The 16283-nt window shown below is 63.4% G+C and carries 14 protein-coding genes; 4 read left to right on the forward strand and 10 right to left on the reverse strand.

Going from position 1 to position 16283, the window contains the following annotated elements:
• Positions 1–4: 4 nt before the first annotated feature.
• On the reverse strand, positions 5–934 hold the full coding sequence (locus D8W71_RS05575; protein WP_121118632.1) for an ABC transporter permease: 930 nt from the start codon (positions 932–934) through the stop codon (positions 5–7).
• A gap of 41 nt (positions 935–975) precedes the next feature.
• The gene (locus D8W71_RS05580) at positions 976–2589 is read right to left on the reverse strand and encodes an ABC transporter substrate-binding protein (protein WP_442972019.1); all 1614 of its coding nucleotides are present in this window, start codon (positions 2587–2589) and stop codon (positions 976–978) included.
• 381 nt (positions 2590–2970) lie between these two features.
• On the opposite strand from D8W71_RS05580, the gene D8W71_RS05585 reads away from it, so the two are divergent.
• Positions 2971–3966, forward strand: a complete 996-nt coding sequence (locus D8W71_RS05585; protein WP_201265262.1) for a 2-hydroxyacid dehydrogenase — start codon at positions 2971–2973, stop codon at positions 3964–3966.
• Positions 3963–4358, forward strand: a complete 396-nt coding sequence (locus D8W71_RS05590; protein WP_121111711.1) for a universal stress protein — start codon at positions 3963–3965, stop codon at positions 4356–4358. The genes D8W71_RS05585 and D8W71_RS05590 overlap by 4 nt, the downstream gene beginning before the upstream one ends.
• Before the next feature lie 182 nt (positions 4359–4540).
• Here D8W71_RS05590 and D8W71_RS05595 read toward each other — a convergent pair whose 3' ends face one another.
• The 4 genes from D8W71_RS05595 to D8W71_RS05610 all read right to left on the reverse strand — a co-directional run bounded on the left by D8W71_RS05595 (position 4541) and on the right by D8W71_RS05610 (position 9355).
• Positions 4541–5434: a LysR substrate-binding domain-containing protein gene (locus D8W71_RS05595; protein WP_121111713.1), complete on the reverse strand. Its 894-nt coding sequence runs from the start codon at positions 5432–5434 to the stop codon at positions 4541–4543.
• Between the two features lie 79 nt (positions 5435–5513).
• On the reverse strand, positions 5514–6800 hold the full coding sequence (locus tag D8W71_RS05600; RefSeq protein WP_121111715.1) for a glucarate dehydratase family protein: 1287 nt from the start codon (positions 6798–6800) through the stop codon (positions 5514–5516).
• A complete protein-coding gene (locus tag D8W71_RS05605; RefSeq protein ID WP_121111717.1) occupies positions 6800–7726 on the reverse strand; it encodes a 5-dehydro-4-deoxyglucarate dehydratase in 927 nt (308 codons plus the stop codon). The genes D8W71_RS05600 and D8W71_RS05605 overlap by 1 nt, the downstream gene beginning before the upstream one ends.
• A 30-nt stretch (positions 7727–7756) precedes the next feature.
• Complete coding sequence (locus tag D8W71_RS05610; protein ID WP_121111719.1) at positions 7757–9355, reverse strand: aldehyde dehydrogenase (NADP(+)); 1599 nt, start codon at positions 9353–9355, stop codon at positions 7757–7759.
• A 284-nt stretch (positions 9356–9639) separates the two neighbouring features.
• Between D8W71_RS05610 and D8W71_RS05615 the strand changes: the two genes are divergently transcribed.
• On the forward strand, positions 9640–10986 hold the full coding sequence (locus D8W71_RS05615; protein ID WP_121111721.1) for an enolase C-terminal domain-like protein: 1347 nt from the start codon (positions 9640–9642) through the stop codon (positions 10984–10986).
• The gene (locus D8W71_RS05620; protein WP_121111723.1) at positions 10983–11924 is read left to right on the forward strand and encodes a 2-hydroxyacid dehydrogenase; all 942 of its coding nucleotides are present in this window, start codon (positions 10983–10985) and stop codon (positions 11922–11924) included. The genes D8W71_RS05615 and D8W71_RS05620 overlap by 4 nt, the downstream gene beginning before the upstream one ends.
• An 89-nt stretch (positions 11925–12013) precedes the next feature.
• On the opposite strand, the gene D8W71_RS05625 is transcribed toward D8W71_RS05620, so the two are convergent.
• From D8W71_RS05625 to D8W71_RS05640, 4 genes are read right to left on the reverse strand one after another with little or no spacing between them, the layout of a single operon-like run.
• Positions 12014–12841, reverse strand: a complete 828-nt coding sequence (locus tag D8W71_RS05625; RefSeq protein ID WP_201265263.1) for an IclR family transcriptional regulator — start codon at positions 12839–12841, stop codon at positions 12014–12016.
• 53 nt (positions 12842–12894) lie between these two features.
• The gene (locus D8W71_RS05630) at positions 12895–14055 is read right to left on the reverse strand and encodes an enolase C-terminal domain-like protein (protein WP_121111725.1); all 1161 of its coding nucleotides are present in this window, start codon (positions 14053–14055) and stop codon (positions 12895–12897) included.
• Between the two features lie 13 nt (positions 14056–14068).
• Positions 14069–15394: an ABC transporter substrate-binding protein gene (locus D8W71_RS05635; RefSeq protein ID WP_121111727.1), complete on the reverse strand. Its 1326-nt coding sequence runs from the start codon at positions 15392–15394 to the stop codon at positions 14069–14071.
• Positions 15395–15396: 2 nt separating this feature from the next.
• Positions 15397–16278 carry a carbohydrate ABC transporter permease gene (locus D8W71_RS05640; RefSeq protein WP_201265264.1) on the reverse strand — a complete coding sequence of 294 codons (882 nt, stop codon included), beginning with the start codon at positions 16276–16278 and terminating at the stop codon, positions 15397–15399.
• Positions 16279–16283 lie beyond the last annotated feature (5 nt).

Genomic DNA, 16283 nt, shown 5'->3' on the forward strand with positions numbered 1-16283 from the left:
CCTCCTAGACCTTCGCCTTGTCGCGAACGCGGGCGTCGAGCAGTGCGTAGCAGGCGTCGATGACGATGTTGAGAACGAAGATGCTCACCGCGGTCAGCAGCACCGCGGCCTGGAGGACCGCGAAGTCGCGCTGCAGGATGGCGTCGATCATCAGTTTGCCGATGCCGGGCCATCCGAAGATCGCCTCGACGACGACTGCTCCGTTGACGAGACCGACCATCAGGTCGCCTGCGACAGTCAAAGCAGGCGCGGCTGCGTTTCGCAGCGCGTGGTGCGTGACGACTCGAAGATCGCCTGCGCCTTTACTTCTGGCGAGTCGGACGTACGGGGCGGACAGGGCCGAGACCATGGCACCTCGCACGACCTGCGTCAGAACCCCGAGCGGGCGGATGAGCAGTGTCGCGATCGGCAGAATCCAGGAGAGCATGCCGCTGTCGACACCCGAGGTTGGCAGCCAGCCGAACAGGATGGCGAAGACGTAGACGCCCATGATGGCGAACCAGAAGTCGGGGATCGATGCCGCCGTCATCGACAGCAAGCTCGAGATGCGGTCAGCGAGCGAGTTGGGGCGGTAGGCGGCCCAGCAGCCGATGATCACGGCGCCGAGGATGGCGAGGAACATCGTTGCGAACGCGAGCTGCAGTGTGGCGGGGAACGCGCGAAGTGCCATCGTCGATGCGGCTTCGCCTGTGCGGAGCGAGTCGCCGAAGTCGAGATGTACGACACCCTTGAAGTAGTCGAAAAGCTGCGTCAGGATCGGCTGGTCGAACCCGTTGGTGGCCCGGAAGGCTTCGCGCTGCGCCTGCGTCGCCGATTCCGGCAAGTACAAGCTGGTGGGGTCGCCGGTCAGTCGGGCCAGAAAGAAGACTCCGATGAGCACGACGAGAAGCGGGACGAGACTGGTGTAGATCCGACGGCGAAGGAAACGAAACATGTCGTCATCGCCTCCCTGCATGTGTAGTGATCATGATGGCCTCAGTCGGTTTCGGTGGTGTCGGCGCGAGTCATTGCTTTGAGGTGCATCTCGTCGACGGTTGCGGAGTTCGGTGTGTAGTCGACCGAAGCGGCCTTGGCGAGAACGCCGTTCATGTGCGCGATGAATGCCATCTGCATGACCTCGTTCGGCTCGTCGGCGAACAGTTGTGCGTACGCTTCCTGGCGCTCTTCCCCGGTCTTGGTGCCTGCCTCGTTGACACGCTCGTCGAACTCCGGTGTACCGCCCGCACTCTGGAAACCTTCGCTCTTCAGGTATTGATCGGCGGTGAAGGCAGCGTCGCCTGCTTGGTTGCCATGCTGGATGACCAGCAGGTAGGGCCCGACCTTCGGGAACGGTCGTTCCTGGTACTCGGCAGTGCCTGCGGAGTCGGTCATCTCTATCGATACGTTCATGCCGAGTTCGGAGAGCGCGTTCTGGATGACCTCGAGCGTCTCGTTGACCTTCGGGAATTGCCCGGTCCGACCGATCATTCGGATTTCGGTGTCGACGGGTACTCCGTCCGCCCGTGCTTCGTCGATCAGCTGCTGGGCCTTCTCGGGATCGTAGGGCCACGGCTCCATGTTCTCGTTGAAACCGATGACACCCTCCGAGATCAGTTGTTCCGCAGGTGTTCCGAGGCCGCGGAACAATGCCTTGACGATGCCGTCGCGGTTGACCGAGTAGTTGATGGCCTGCCGAACGCGGATGTCGTCGAGTGGCGGTTCCTCGAGCTGGATGCGCACCGCCGTCGTTTCGTTGTTCGGGTACGCGACGCCGAGGTCTCCGGCGCCGTCTTCCGGACCGAGACCTACTGCGATCTCCGCCTCGCCATTGGTAACCATCGAGGCACGAACACTGCCCTCGCTGCGCCACTGATAGTCGGCGCGGGCGTAGTCGGGCTTCGGTCCCCAATAGGTCTCGTTGCGGACGAGGGACAGTCGTTGGCCGGCATCCCAGTAGTCGATGGCGTACGGCCCGGTGCCGATGGGCTGGCGGACTCTTTCGGTCAGCGGCGTTGTCCTCGGAACCATCTCGACGAAGGACACACGTAGCGGCAGGATGGGATCGGGTTCCGGCGAGGCGACGGTGAGCGTGAGTGGATCGATCACCTCGACCTCGAGGTCGGCGTCGCCGAAGACGTAACCCTCCACATTGCATGCGAGGTCGGAATTGACCGTCCGCTCGATCGAGTGCGCTGCGTCTGCGGCTTCGAATGGAGTCCCGTCGCTGAACGTGACGCCGGGATGCAGCTTGATGGTCCACTCGGTGTCGGACGTCTGCTCCCACGAATCCGCCAGCAGGGGCTCGAGATCGCCTGTGGTGGGGTTTCGCTCCATCAGCGGCTCGGTGATGTTGGATCGGGTGACGACGCCGACCGACGTGAGCGAGACGTCGCACGCTTCCAGGGTCGGCGGCTCTTCCTGCAACACGATTCGCAGGGTGTCCGGGCTTGCGGCCGAACCTCGGTTGGAGTTGGCCACCGTGCAACCGCTGGCGACCATCGAAAAGGCAAGTGCGCCAGCGAGTATGATCGCAGGAGTGGAGCCTGCGGAATGACCAGGTGCGGCTGTGCGCCGGGTCCGTCCCTGCTGCACTGCTCGTGCAGGGCTCATGGTGACCTCCAGTTGAGGGAATGTGAATCGCGTCGGCAAGGGCTGCGTGGCGAATCTGTGACGGTAGACACACGGTAGGAGCGGTGGTAACCGCCGTCAACACGGCAAGAGGGCCTCGAGCGGGAGTTTTGTGGGTCACACCGCGCCGACCAGAGCGGTCCACGTCACGCTGGCGACCGTCTGACCAGGTGGGACGGTTGATCTGCACTGGAGATAGGATGTAGTAAGTATGTGCATGATGCCGTTTGGGTATCAATCCATGTTATTTACGTGTTGGACAGGTATCCGAGAGGCGGCATAGCGTACTTGCAACGCGCCTGTGTGCGTGCGGTCTGTGAGCTGGACCGGATAGCCACGACGACAGCGAGGAGTTGGACGACCATGACATCGGTTGGATCGGAAATATCAGCTGAGGCACAACAGGATTCGGTCCGCGCAGGACGCGTGCTCCGAGTCGGGCCGCTGAAGCCGTCGTTGATGGAGTCGCTTTCCAGTAACTACGACGCCCTCGTTCTTCCTGACGGTGACGAGCGAGCTGCCTTCCTCGCGCTCCACGGCGAGTCGATCTCCGCCGCCGTCACATCGGGGCGGACCGGCGTCGACGCCGAATTGATGGGCCATTTGCCCAACCTCGGCGCCATCGTCCACTTCGGAGTCGGTTACGACACCACCGATGTCGACGCGGCACGTGCGCGCGGGATCGGCGTCAGCAACACCCCTGATGTTCTGACGGACTGTGTCGCGGACATCGCTGTCGGCTTGGTCCTGGACACGGTGCGGCAACTGTCCTTCTCCGATCGCTACGTGAGAGAAGGCCGGTGGGTGGCGGAAGGAAATACTCCGCTGACACGCCAGGTCACCGGCAAGCGCGTCGGGATCATCGGTCTCGGTCGGATCGGAACGGCAATTGCTGATCGCCTCAGCGGTTTCCGTTGCCCCATCAGCTATCACAATCGCAACGAGATCGAAGGTTCTCCCTACACCTACGCGTCGACGCCTCAGGCGCTGGCCGGTGGCGTCGACATCCTCATCGTGGCTGCGTCCGGAGGCGCCGGAACTAAGCATCTCGTCGACAGTGACGTGCTGGACGCATTGGGGCCGCAGGGCTACCTGATCAACGTCGCCCGCGGCAGCGTCGTCGATGAGGAGGCGTTGGTGTCGTATTTGTCGGACGGGCGACTCGCAGGCGCAGGCCTCGACGTGTTCGCAGATGAACCCCGAGTGCCTGAAACACTTCTCGGCTTGGACAACGTGGTTCTGCTACCCCACGTGGGGAGCGGCACGATCGAGACCAGGGCCGCCATGCAGGCGTTGACGCTCGAAAACCTCGACCAGTTCCTCGCCGACGGCACCCTCACCACGCCGGTGACGCGATGACCGTCGTCGTCGGCTACTCGCCGACCACCGAAGGCAAAGGCGCCCTTCCGTTCGCATTCGGCGAAGCTCTGCAACGCGGGGTCGACCTGATCATCGTCGCGGAAGAGGACTCTGCGTCCGAGGACGGCTTCGGCGCGGTGATCGAATCCGCGCGTGACGAGGCTGGTGCTGCCGGCGTCGTGGTCAAGCATCACGACAACGAGAAGGGCCGCTCACACGCGGACAACCTAATCGATCTCTCCTACGTCGAAGGCACACAACTGGTCGTCCTCGGAATCCGTCGTCGATCGCCCGTCGGAAAACTGTTCCTGGGCAGCATCTCTCAAAGGGTATTGCTGGAAGCGCAGTGCCCCGTGGTCGCTGTCAAACCTCCTGTCGGTTTGCCGCGTTGAATTCTGTGTCGCCGAGTTTGTAGTTGTGCAGACGGCGCGCCGAGAATCCTCTGCACAACTACAAATTCGGCAGGCTCGGTGGGTTCCATGCCCGGTGGCTCTGGTTGCACACTATCGGTGCGTATTCGCGGGATCCCGTCGATTCTCCGCGATAATGGGCATTCAGGTTCGAAGCCTCGGAATCAAGACCATTCCCGGGTAGGCAGGACATCCGACATGAAGCGGTGGAGCGCGGGGTTGTCGTTGTCGGTGCGCCAGGCGGCATTGAGCTCGACGGGACGCGTGGGGGTGGTGTCGACGGGGCGAAAGACGACGCCACTCGGCTGCATCGTGGTCGAGGACTCGGGCACCAAGGCCACGCCGATGCCCGATCGGACCAGCACCAGCATGGTGTGAACCTGCGTCACGTACTGCACGTACCGGGGAGTGACGCCGACGATCGTGAATGTGCTGATCAGCAGTTCGTGGAAGTAGCGGGCGTCGACCGGTGAGTACATGATGATCGGTTGATCGTCGAAATCGTCGACGGTCAACCGATCACGCTCGGCCAAGGGGTGATCGGACGGCAATGCGGCGACAAGAGCTTCGTGCAGCACGGGGCGTGACGCGATTCCGGGACGTTTCAGAGGCGGTCGCGCGAGACCCAGATCGAGATCGCCGATGGCGAGGGATTCCATCTGTACGGCCGAAACCATTTCTCGCAGAACGATCTTGACGTCGGGTAGCTCCACGCGTGCCTTCTCGAGTAGCTGTGGAAGAACAGCGTGCGCCGACGCCCCGGTGAATCCGACGACGACGGTTCCCAGGTCGCCGGTCGGTACGCGTCGAACAGTGAGGACTGCGCCTTCGGCAAGATTGAGGATGCGTCGGGCATCGGGAAGAAACGCGACGCCCGCGGCGGTCAATGTCACCGACCTGCTGGTTCGGTCGATGAGTTGGACGCCGACCTCGTTCTCGAGTTGCTGAATCTGACGGCTGAGCGGCGGCTGGGTCATGTGCAGCCGCTCAGCAGCCCGGCCGAAGTGCAATTCCTCGGCGACAGCGATGAAGCATGTCAGTCGGTTGAGTGAGAACATCCATTCACTCCTTGAATCGCAGCAGGCCGTCCGTGGCTATGTCGAGTATCAACATAAACCACGGACGACAGTGCTGGGACTACCACCGAGGGCTGGTGTTTTCGAAGGTCGGGTCGATGCTCTTCATGTATCCGGTGTCGTCGCGGTCGCGGATGCCGCAGTCGAGATACTGCTGGTGCAGCGCGGCAAGCGCGTCCTCGTCGATCTCGATGCCCAGTCCGGGCCCGGTGGGAACCGCGACTGCGCCGTCGACGATCTCGAGAATCCCTGGCTTGACGACGTCCTCGTTCTTCCACGGCCAATGCGTATCGCAGGCGTAGGTGAGGTTCGGTGTGGCTGCTGCCAGATGGACCATCGCTGCGAGACTGATACCCAGGTGGCTGTTGGAGTGCATCGACAGTCCGAGATCGAAGTTGTCGCACACCCCAGCGAGTAGTCGCGAACGCTGCAGGCCACCCCAGTAGTGATGATCCGACAGCACGACCTGCACCGAGTCCTTCACCACCGCAGGCTTGAGCTGATCGAACGCCACGACGCACATGTTGGTTGCCAGCGGCATCTTCGCCTCGCGCGCTACCTCGGCCATACCGTCGAGACCGGGGGTTGGATCTTCCAGATACTCGATGATGCCGTCGAGTTCCGACGCCACCCTGATGGAGGTGTCGACGGTCCATGCGGCATTGGGGTCCAAACGCAGCGGGAGGTCGGGGAAAGCCTTGCGGAGGGCTTTGATACCCGCGATCTCCTCGTCGGGCGGGAACACTCCACCCTTGACTTTGATCGCACCGAAACCGTACTCGGCGATCATCTTCTGCGCCTGACGCACGAGGCCGTCGGGATCGATCGCTTCGCCCCACTCGTCGGCCTCGGCGCCGGGGTGAGCGGCCCACTTGTAGAACAGGTAGGCGCTGAACGGAACAGCGTCGCGCACCTTGCCGCCGAGAAGATCCGAGACGGGTCGGCCGAGGGCTTTGCCCTGTACGTCGAGGCACGCCACCTCGAATGGGGAGAACACCCGATCCGTCGTGCTGGCGGTGGTGATCATTCCGGCAACACCGTCACCACCGGTGATGGTCGACGTCGCCAGCTGCGTGTCGATCGCTGCGCGAATCTCGTTGAGTGCGAACACATCGAGACCAATTATTGCCTCCGCGGCAGCTTCCATGCGGGCCACGTGGGCAGTGTCGGCGTAGGTCTCACCGAGGCCGACGATGCCGGCCTCGGTGTCGAGCTGGATGATCGCGCGCAGAGCATACGGCTGATGCACACCCACCGTGTTGAGCAGCGGTGGATCGACGAATGCAACAGGCGTGATGCGTGCTCCGACAATCCTGATCGGAGTCAGGGTGCTGGCGGCGCCGGGCATCAGTGGACCGCGAGCTCGTTCGCGAGTACTGCGCGACCGGCTGCGACGATCTCGGTGAGTTCACCGAGGTGCTGTGCGCTGATGTCGACCAGGGGCGGACGGACCGGTCCTGCTTCGATGCCTTCCATCGTGACGCCCGCCTTGATGAGCGCGACGGCGTACCCGGGAACCTGGTCACGCAGCCGGACGAGCGGGTGGAAGAACTCGCGAAGCAGTGCAGCAGTCAGCTTTTCGTTTCCGGTCTGGATCGACTGGTAGAAGGCGAGGGCCAGTTCGGGCGCGAATGCGAACGTTGCGGACGAATACAGCGTCACGCCGATTGCGTGGTAGGCCTGCTGCGAGACCTCGGCGGTCGGCAATCCGTTGAAGAACTGGAAAGGCTTGCCCGACGGCTCCAGCGCGTCGAGGACTGCACGAACGATGCGGCCAACCTGGTCCAGATCGCCTGTACCGTCCTTGAATCCGACGACCGTCGGGAGCTGAGCAACCTCGATGGCCGATGCCTCGGTGAAGCGCGCGTTGCCGCGGTTGTAGACGATGAGAGGTAGATCGGTCGAGTCTGCAACTGCCTTGGTGTAGGCAACCAGGCCGGCCTGCGGCATCGTCACCAGGTACGGCGGGAGCAGGAGGATACCGTCGGCACCGTTGATCTTGGCGCTGCGCGCGAATGCCTTTGCCTGAGCCACGGATCCGCCTGCACCTGCGTACACCGGAACGCGGCCTGCAACGACATCCACTGCGGTGCGTACGATCTTGCCGAACTCTTCGGCTTCGAGGGCGTGAAATTCACCGGTGCCGCAGGCGATGAAGACTCCACCGGGGCCGGCGTCGACGCCCTTGGCGACGTGGGCGGCGAGCAGTTCGTAGTCGACCTCACCGGTGGCGGTGAACGGGGTGACTGGGAAGAAGAGGACTCCGTCGAGCATTGTGTTCTCCTTGAAAGTAGGGAAGGAAGGTCAGTCTTGGGTGAGCTGGCCGTCGATGCGGCGCCAGATCTTGTCTGGGTTGCCGTCGGCGATTGCGGAGGGCAGCAATGCCGTCGGGACATCCTGGTAGGCAACGGGCCGGAGGAAGCGCTCTATTGCGAGTGAGCCTACGGAGGTGGTGGCCGAATTGGATGTCGCGGGGAACGGTCCGCCGTGCACCATCGCGTGGCCGACCTCGACGCCGGTGGGCCAGCCGTCGAAGAGGATTCGTCCGGCTTTGAGCTCGAGCACCGACAGGAGCTTGCCGGCTTCGGCGTGATCGTCGTCGTCGACGTGGATGGTTGCGGTCAGCTGACCTTCGAGGAGCGAGGCGACGTCGCGAACCTGTTGTGCATCCGTGCATTTGACGATCAGCGACGACGCACCGAAGACCTCTTCCTGCTCCACCTCGGAGGTGAGGAAGGTGTCGGCGTCGGTGACGAAAAGCGCTGCACGGCAGGCGTTCGGTGCATCTGTCTCCGTACCGCGGGCGACCTCGGTAGCGGACTTCGAGAGTTTGTCCACGCCCTCGGCGTAGCTCGAGGCGATGTTCGGGGTAAGCATCGTCGTCGGCGCGGTCTCGGACACTGCGACTCGGGCTGCGTCGACGAACGAATCCAGGCCGGCGCCGTCGACCGCGATGACGAGACCGGGGTTGGTGCAGAACTGGCCTGATCCGAGCGTCAAGGACGCTACGAACGCGCGTCCGAGATCTGCGCCGCGGGTCTCGAGAGCCTTGTCGAGAACGAACACCGGGTTGATCGAACTCATCTCCGCGTAGACCGGAATGGGCTCGCGCCGCCCGGCGGCAGCTGCGACGAGAGCGGTTCCACCCGAACGTGATCCGGTGAATCCGACTGCCTTGACGCGTGGATCGGTGACCAGTGCGGTGCCGAGGGTGCGGCCCGAGCCGTAGAGCAGCGAGAAGGTTCCCGACGGCATTCCGGTGGAGACAACGGCGTCGGAAATGGCGCGGCCGACGAGTTCGGAAGTACCGGGGTGTGCGTCGTGCGCCTTGACGATGACGGGGCAGCCTGCGGCGAGTGCCGATGCGGTATCGCCACCCGCGACGGAGAACGCGAGTGGGAAGTTGCTGGCGCCGAAGACGACGACCGGTCCGAGCGCAATCTTGCGCTGGCGGATGTCGGCTCGGGGCAGTGGCGCGCGGTCCGGTAGGGCCGGATCGATACGCGCGCCGTTCCAACTTCCCTCGCGGAGAACGGATGCGAACAGCCGGAGCTGACCGGTGGTACGTCCGACTTCACCGGTGATGCGGCCGACGGGCAGGCCGGATTCGGCGACGGCTCGCTGGATCAACGTGTCACCGAGGGCCGCAATGTTGTCGGCGATGGCGTCGAGAAACTGTGCGCGGGTCTCGGACGTGGTGGCGCGGTAGTCGCCGAAGGCAGCCGAGGCGGCCGAAGCAGCGGCGTCGACATCGGTGAGATCACCGTGGTTGTACGCGGGTTCGAGTGTCTTGCCGGTGCTCGGATCGATGCCGCGTACTGCGGTTCCGGAGCCCTGCACGGCCTGACCGGCGATGATCATCTTCCCGGTGAGTTCGGTGGACTGCGTCAGCGATGCTGTCATGGGTGGCTCCTTCTTCTACGGGTCGCGACTGTTGGGCGCGGCCTGATGCAATGACATTGACGTTAGAAGCCGTATCGATACGTGTCCAAGTCAAAAACTCGGTGCTTCAATGCCTCAAAGGTATCGATGCCGCGTCTGGGATCGCGGCATCGGCTGAACATTGATACCGATGGTGAATCAGTCGATGCCCATTTCGTCTTGGACGGGCATAGGTTCAAGCACCTAGGCTGCTTGTGAGCCTGGTCACTGACCATACAAGCAGTCCTTCGATAGAGAGACGAGCCATGAACGCGCAGACCACCACCCCGGTCGTCACCGAGATGCGAGTCGTCCCCATTGCGGGCCACGACGGCATGTTGCTCAACCTCAGTGGAGCGCACGCCCCGTACTTCACCAGGAACCTCGTTGTTCTCACCGACTCGAACGGACACGTCGGTGTCGGGGAAGTTCCGGGCGGAGAGCCGATCAGGAAAACCCTCGAAGATGCTCAGCCGCTGGTCGAGGGCGCGAGCATCGGTACGTACAACGCAGTGCTGGGATCCATGCGCGCAGCGTTCGCCGATCGCGATTCCAGTGGCCGCGGTGCGCAGACGTTCGACCTGCGTATCGCTGTTCACGCGGTCACCGCCGTGGAATCAGCGCTGCTGGACTTGCTCGGTCAGCACCTCGGCGTCAGTGTTGCTGCGTTACTCGGTGACGGGCAGCAGCGCGAGAAGGTTCAGGCGCTCGGTTACCTCTTCTTCGTCGGCGATGCAGGCAAGACGGATCTGGCGTACCGCACACCTGCCGACGAGGCCGCAGGCTCCGACGAGTGGTCACGCATCCGTCACTCCGTGGCGCTGACCCCCGACGCCGTCGTGCGCCTCGCCGAAGCCGCGCAGGCTCGCTACGGATTTCAGGACTTCAAGCTCAAGGGTGGCGTGCTCCCGGCGGCGGAGGAGGCGGCGGCAGTGACGGCACTGGCCGAGCGATTCCCGGACGCGCGAATCACGTTGGATCCCAACGGTGGATGGCTTCTGAAGGACGCAATCGAGACCTGCCGTGGTTTGCGCGACGTGCTGGCCTACGCCGAGGACCCGGTGGGGCCCGAAGGCGGTTTCTCCGGCCGCGAGGTGATGGCGGAGTTCAAGCGCGCGACGGGATTGCCGACCGCCACCAATATGATCGCCACCGACTGGCGGGAGATGGGCCATACCATTCGCTCCGGCGCCGTCGACATTCCGTTGGCGGACCCGCACTTCTGGACGATGAACGGTTCCGTGCGTGTTGCGCAGCTGTGCGACGCCTGGGGCCTGACGTGGGGATCGCACTCCAACAACCATTTCGACGTCTCACTCGCTATGTTCACTCACGTCGCAGCTGCTGCGCCGGGGAACATCACCGCGATCGACACGCATTGGATCTGGCAGGACGGCCAGCGAGTGACCAAGGAGCCCTTCGAGATCGAAGGGGGATACCTGACGGTCCCCGACAAGCCCGGCCTCGGAGTAGAACTCGATTGGGACCGCGTCGATGCTGCACACGAGTTGTACCAGCGTGAGGGCCTCGGCGCACGCGACGACTCCATAGGAATGCAGTATCTGATCGACGGATGGGCCTTCGACAGCAAGCGCCCAGCGCTCGTGCGATGAAGATTGTCGTCGGCGATCGGAATGTACTGCCGCACCGGGCCGAGTTCGAGAAGGCGTTGCCGGATCGAGCCGAGGTCGTATGGGTCGTCCCTTTCGATGAATCCAGAGTTATCGCCGAATTGGCCGTTGCCGACGTGTACGTCGGGGGCAAGTTCAGTGCGGCGATGGGCGCCGCGGCGCCTGCATTGAAGATGGTGCACGTCGCAGGGGCCGGAACGGACAATGTCGATCGGTCGGGTCTCGGACCGGATGTGGAGGTGTGCAACACGTTCCATCACGAGCAGTCGATCGCGGAGTACATCGTCTCGGCCACCGTCATGCTGCGTCGTAAATTCTTGGCGCAGGATCGTGCGCTGCGGACCGGAGTGTTCCAGACGTCGGTCTACGACCCGACCATTCCGCAACCGTTGTCGCTCAACGGCGCCCGGGTGGGATTCGTCGGATTCGGGCACATCGGTCAGCGGGCGTGGAGGCTCTTCGAAGCTTTCGGAGCCCACGGTGCGGCCGTCACGGGCAGCGGAAATGCGTCGTCAGACAGTCTCGAGTGGAGTGCTGACGCGTCGTGGCTCGGAACCTTGATGGACTGGGCCGACATCGTCGTGGTGTCTGCACCGCTGACCGACAAGACGCGCGGGATGATCGGCGCTGACGAGCTGGGAAGGCTCGGACGTGACGGCATTGTTGTCAACGTGGGTCGGGGGCCGTTGGTTCAGGAGCAGGCGCTGTTCGATGCGTTGTCTCGAAACGTGATTGCGGCTGCCGCCATCGACGTCTGGTACCAGTACCCCGGTACCGACGGTGTCGGCCAGCCGAGCGAACTACCGTTCGCGGACCTGGAGAACATCCTGATGACGCCGCATTCCTCGGGTGTCACCCACCACACCTTCGTCGGGCGGGTCGCGGATATCGCCGCGAACATCGGGCGACTTCAGGACTGACGGCTCGCCCCCAGTGGCGCGGTTAGGGCCCCTGTAGGGCACTTAACCGTGCCACTGGCGCGGAGCGCCCTTGGATCACTGCGGAGCGCCTACCGCACGCCCTCGGCCCGGAGTTCGCGAGCCCAGGCGTCGGCGTGTGTGGTCAGGACGCCGGCGATACGCTCCAGTTCTCCGGGATACGACGCCACCTCCGCCGGCATGGACACGCTGAGCGCATCGGTGGCGGGGATCCGATACGGCACGACGGTGGCGATGCAGACGACGCCGACAGTGCCCTGTTCCTGCTCGAGTGACCATCCGCGCCTGCGGACCTCGGCAAGTTCGGCAATGAGCGCATCGCGGTCGACGATGGTGTTGTCGGTGTATCGCTCCAGAGTCTTCGGAAGGAGCCGGGTGACTTCGTCGGTGGTGAGCTCCGCGAGCAACGCCTGACCCAGCGCGGTGACATGGGTGGGCAACTTGCGGCCGACGCGGTGCATTCGGCGAACTTCCAGTTTCGACCCTCGGCTGGCGAGGTAGATGACGTGGTCCTCGTCGCGCCGCGCGAAGTGAACGGTGTGGCGAACGTCCGAGCGAAGCGCTTCGAGCACCGCCGCGGCACGCCCGACCACGGAATCCTTGTCGAGGTACGACGTACCGGTCAGCAGGGCGTGAGTGCCGATGCCGTAGCGCGAACCCGACTCGTCGGCCTCGATCCACCGCAGTTCCTTCAGGGTGCGCAGGAGCGCGTGCAAGGACGATCTCGGGTACTTGCACGCCTCCTGCAGCTCGCCCAGACTCATCCGCGTCGGCGAGGCCGCCAGCGTCTCGAGGATGTGGATGGTCCGTTCGGCAGACTTCACCGGCTGGGTGTCGGGAGTGGAGCCTGCGGAATGACCAGAAGATCCGGGAGTAACCGCTTTGACGTCGTTCACCATGAGGACAGTGTCCCTCATATGGAACGCAGTTTCACCCCTGGACACCATGTAACTCAGTACTCCTGGACGAGATTGGCCGAGATGTACTCGAAATCGATCTCTTCTCCCAGGCCAGGGCGGTCGGGCATGTGCACGATTCCGTTCTCGTCGATGGGATCGACGATGGACTTCACGTGCGGAGGAACCCAGTCGTAGTCGGTGTGCGGGTGCAACAGGCCCCGCTCGTACCACTGGACGTTGGGCGCACCGCCGACGAGTGCGAGGTTGGGTGCACCGTTGCCGTGGATCTCGCAGTCGAGCCCGAACCCGTCTGCCATGTGGACGGTCTTGAGAGCGGGCGTGATGCCGCCCCCGTTCATCGCGCCGACCCGCAGAATGTCGCAGGCCTCGTTGACGATCCACTCCGAGCGCGACCTGTGCCTGCCCGGTGTGGTCTCCGGCCCGATGACAGGCGTGTCGATCTGGTCGGCGAGCCACTTGTACGAGCGCAGCGAGAACTCGTCCATCGGCTCTTCGATCCAGTCGAACTTCAGCCGATCGAGTTCACGGCCGAGCGTGAGAGCCTGGGTACGCGAGTACCAGTGATAACCGTCGAGCATCAGTGAAAAACCGGGTCCGACGGCGTCGCGCACCGCAGCGCAGGCGTCGATGTCGCGGTGGACGTCGGGCGCCCCTGGCAGCGGCGGCATCCAGGTGTGCAGTTTGATGCCCTGGTAACCGCGGGCCTTCAGGTCGACGGCAAAGGCCGCGTAGTCCTCGGGCGAGGACAGTCCGCCCGGGGTCTCGTCGCCGCACATCGTGCTCGCATAGGCCTTCACTTCCGAACGCGCACCGCCCAGCAACTTCCACACCGGGGTGTCGAACTTGTTGCCCGCCAGATCCCACAGGGCCTGGTCGATGTAGCTGAGCGTGTGCTCGGGTAGTTCGACCGCCTTGGTGCGCTGCCGGATGGCGAACTTCTTCTCGATCGCCTCGCGGGCCAATGGATCGGTGCCGATCAGGACTGCGCGGAACGACTGTTCTACCTGATCCTGACGAAGGTAGTTCGCCTTGCCGAGTGCATACCCGCTGACTCCGTCGGAATCGGTGATACGGAGTACGGCCTGTGTCGTCTGTATCGATGGTCCTGGATGACGATGTCCGTACGAGTCGACCGCAGTGCGCGCCTCCGTCTTGAACACCTGCACGGCAACTTCCGTGATGACGCTGGACATGGTGTCTAATCCCCTATTTGCCCTGACGGGCATCGTATTTGGCCTTGCTGCGGTTGAGCTTCTCGGCGAAGTCGTCGGCGAAATCCTGGGCGCTGAGCTGACCGATGAGCACCTTCTGCCACTGGCCGAGCATCTGAACCTGGACGATCTTGCCGAAGTCGGGCAAGTAGTCCGGCGGCGTCACGAGGACGGTCTTCGGATCGTCGAGTGCAGCCTGCGCTGCCTGCACCGACTCCATCTCCTGGAACGACGGCGCCGAACGGGCGACGGTGTTGACCGGGATCTGTCCGACGTTCTCGTTCCAATACGCCTGCGACTCCGGAGACGTCATGAACTCGAGGAACTTCCATGCCGCAGCTTGGTGCTGGCTGGATTTGAAGACGGTGTACGACGGGAACGGGTCGGTCATCACCGTGCGGACGCCGTTGTCCGCCAGTGGTAGTGCAACCGCACCGACCTTGTCACCGAGTGCCTTCTTGTGGTTACTGAGAGATCCGAGGTTGTGCTGCATCATTGCAACCGACCCGCCGCCGAAGCTGGCCACCATCTGCGGGAAGCCGTTGTTGACGTCCGCGGTGGGTGTGTCGACGTCGTAGAGTGCTGCAAATCGTTCGATGGCCTCGACCATCTCCGGACGGTTGAGCGTCGACTCGCTGCCGTCGAAGAAGTTCTCGATACCTGTGGTGGCGAACATGTGCTGCAGCAGTGGGTAGATCGATCCGGCGCCGCCGCGGATGGTGAAGCCGTAACGGCCGGCGGACTTGTCGGTGAGTTCGTCTGCGGCCTCGTAGAACTCGTCCCAGGTGTCGGGCGGCTGGAGTCCGGCTTCGTCGAACCAGTCTGCGCGATACCAGAGTGTGGCGTTGTTGCTGGTGAACGGCAGGCCGTACAGAATATCGCCGCCGCCGGATTCCTTGGCGGACTCGATGATCTTCGGGTCGTACTCGGCCTTCTGAGGTGACGCAGCGAGGAAGTCGTCCAACGGAATCACTGCATTCTGCGCGACGAGCGGGGAAAGATACGCCGTCGACACGATGCCGAGGTCGGGCGCCGAACCGCCGGCAAGCGCCGTCTGGTATTTCTGCTGAGCACTGTCCGAGGGCAGTCCGACGTACTCGATGTCGATACCGGGGTTCGCGGTCTCGAAGCGGCGAATCAGCTCTTCGTACAGCGGGGTTCGGTCGGGGCCGGCGTTGTTGTCCCAAAAGGTGAGGGTGCCGCTGTTCGGATCGCCGAGTGCGCCGTCGGGCAGGGAGGTCTCCGAGCTGCATCCAGCGAGAACGAGCGCAGCGACGGCGCCGACGAGCAACGTCCGACGGGTCAGGTGTGTGTTTCTCATGATCAGCCTTTCACCGCTCCGGCGCTCAGGCCCTGGACGAGGTACTTCTGGATGACGGCGAAGACGGCTACGACGGGCACTGCGGCGATGAGTCCGCCGGCCGCGAGGACACCGAAGTCGACGTTGTAGGAGCCGATGGTGTAGCTCAAACCGACTGGCAACGTGAACTTCTCCTGGCTGCTGATGAACATCAGGCCGAAGAGGAAGTTGTTCCAGCTACCGATGAAGGCGAACGAACCGACGGCGATGAGCCCCGGCCGTAGCAGCGGCAACATGATGAGGCGAAATGCCTTCAGCCGCGAACATCCGTCGACCATCGCAGCTTCTTCCAGCTCCACCGGGATCTGCGAGATGAAACCGGCCATCAGCATTGCGGCGAGGGGAAGCTGGAACACCGTGTCCGCGACGATGAGTCCGAACAGGTTGTTGACCAGGCCCATCTCGCGGAACACCTGGAACAGGGGGATCAGCAGCATCGCACCTGGTACGAACTGGCTGCACAGCAGCGCCATCACCAGTGGGATCTTGGCGCGGAACTTGAAGCGCGCCAACGCGTATCCCGTGGCGAGTGCGACGAAGGTGGTGAGCACCAACGAAAGGCCCGCGACGATGAGCGAGTTCTTGAAGAAGAAGCTGAAGCCTAGGGTGTTCCAGACGGTGTCGAAATGATCGAACGTGATGGGCCAGGGGAGCATGCTGTTCGAGCCTGCTGGCCTGAACGCGAACACGATCATCCAGTAGAACGGAACGAGCGTGAAGAGGAGGTAGAGCGCGAGCGGGAAGCCGACGCTGAAGAAGCGAGGCTTCTTGGTATGTACGCGCAGTTCGTTGTGGGAGTCGCTTGCCGGGGAGGTGATCACCGGTCGATCGGCTGTAGTGGTCATGTATC

It is taken from the genome of Rhodococcus sp. P1Y (assembly GCF_003641205.1).
Lineage (GTDB): Bacteria > Actinomycetota > Actinomycetes > Mycobacteriales > Mycobacteriaceae > Rhodococcoides.

Bases quoted from the DNA above. Each gene is read 5' to 3' on its own strand.
- D8W71_RS05575 (WP_121118632.1), bottom strand. From the start codon at position 934: ATGTTTCGTTTCCTTCGCCGTCGGATCTACACCAGTCTCGTCCCGCTT.
- D8W71_RS05580 (WP_442972019.1), bottom strand. From the start codon at position 2,589: ATGAGCCCTGCACGAGCAGTGCAGCAGGGACGGACCCGGCGCACAGCC.
- D8W71_RS05585 (WP_201265262.1), top strand. From the start codon at position 2,971: ATGACATCGGTTGGATCGGAAATATCAGCTGAGGCACAACAGGATTCG.
- D8W71_RS05590 (WP_121111711.1), top strand. From the start codon at position 3,963: ATGACCGTCGTCGTCGGCTACTCGCCGACCACCGAAGGCAAAGGCGCC.
- D8W71_RS05595 (WP_121111713.1), bottom strand. From the start codon at position 5,434: ATGTTCTCACTCAACCGACTGACATGCTTCATCGCTGTCGCCGAGGAA.
- D8W71_RS05600 (WP_121111715.1), bottom strand. From the start codon at position 6,800: ATGCCCGGCGCCGCCAGCACCCTGACTCCGATCAGGATTGTCGGAGCA.
- D8W71_RS05605 (WP_121111717.1), bottom strand. From the start codon at position 7,726: ATGCTCGACGGAGTCCTCTTCTTCCCAGTCACCCCGTTCACCGCCACC.
- D8W71_RS05610 (WP_121111719.1), bottom strand. From the start codon at position 9,355: ATGACAGCATCGCTGACGCAGTCCACCGAACTCACCGGGAAGATGATC.
- D8W71_RS05615 (WP_121111721.1), top strand. From the start codon at position 9,640: ATGAACGCGCAGACCACCACCCCGGTCGTCACCGAGATGCGAGTCGTC.
- D8W71_RS05620 (WP_121111723.1), top strand. From the start codon at position 10,983: ATGAAGATTGTCGTCGGCGATCGGAATGTACTGCCGCACCGGGCCGAG.
- D8W71_RS05625 (WP_201265263.1), bottom strand. From the start codon at position 12,841: ATGGTGAACGACGTCAAAGCGGTTACTCCCGGATCTTCTGGTCATTCC.
- D8W71_RS05630 (WP_121111725.1), bottom strand. From the start codon at position 14,055: ATGTCCAGCGTCATCACGGAAGTTGCCGTGCAGGTGTTCAAGACGGAG.
- D8W71_RS05635 (WP_121111727.1), bottom strand. From the start codon at position 15,394: ATGAGAAACACACACCTGACCCGTCGGACGTTGCTCGTCGGCGCCGTC.
- D8W71_RS05640 (WP_201265264.1), bottom strand. From the start codon at position 16,278: ATGACCACTACAGCCGATCGACCGGTGATCACCTCCCCGGCAAGCGAC.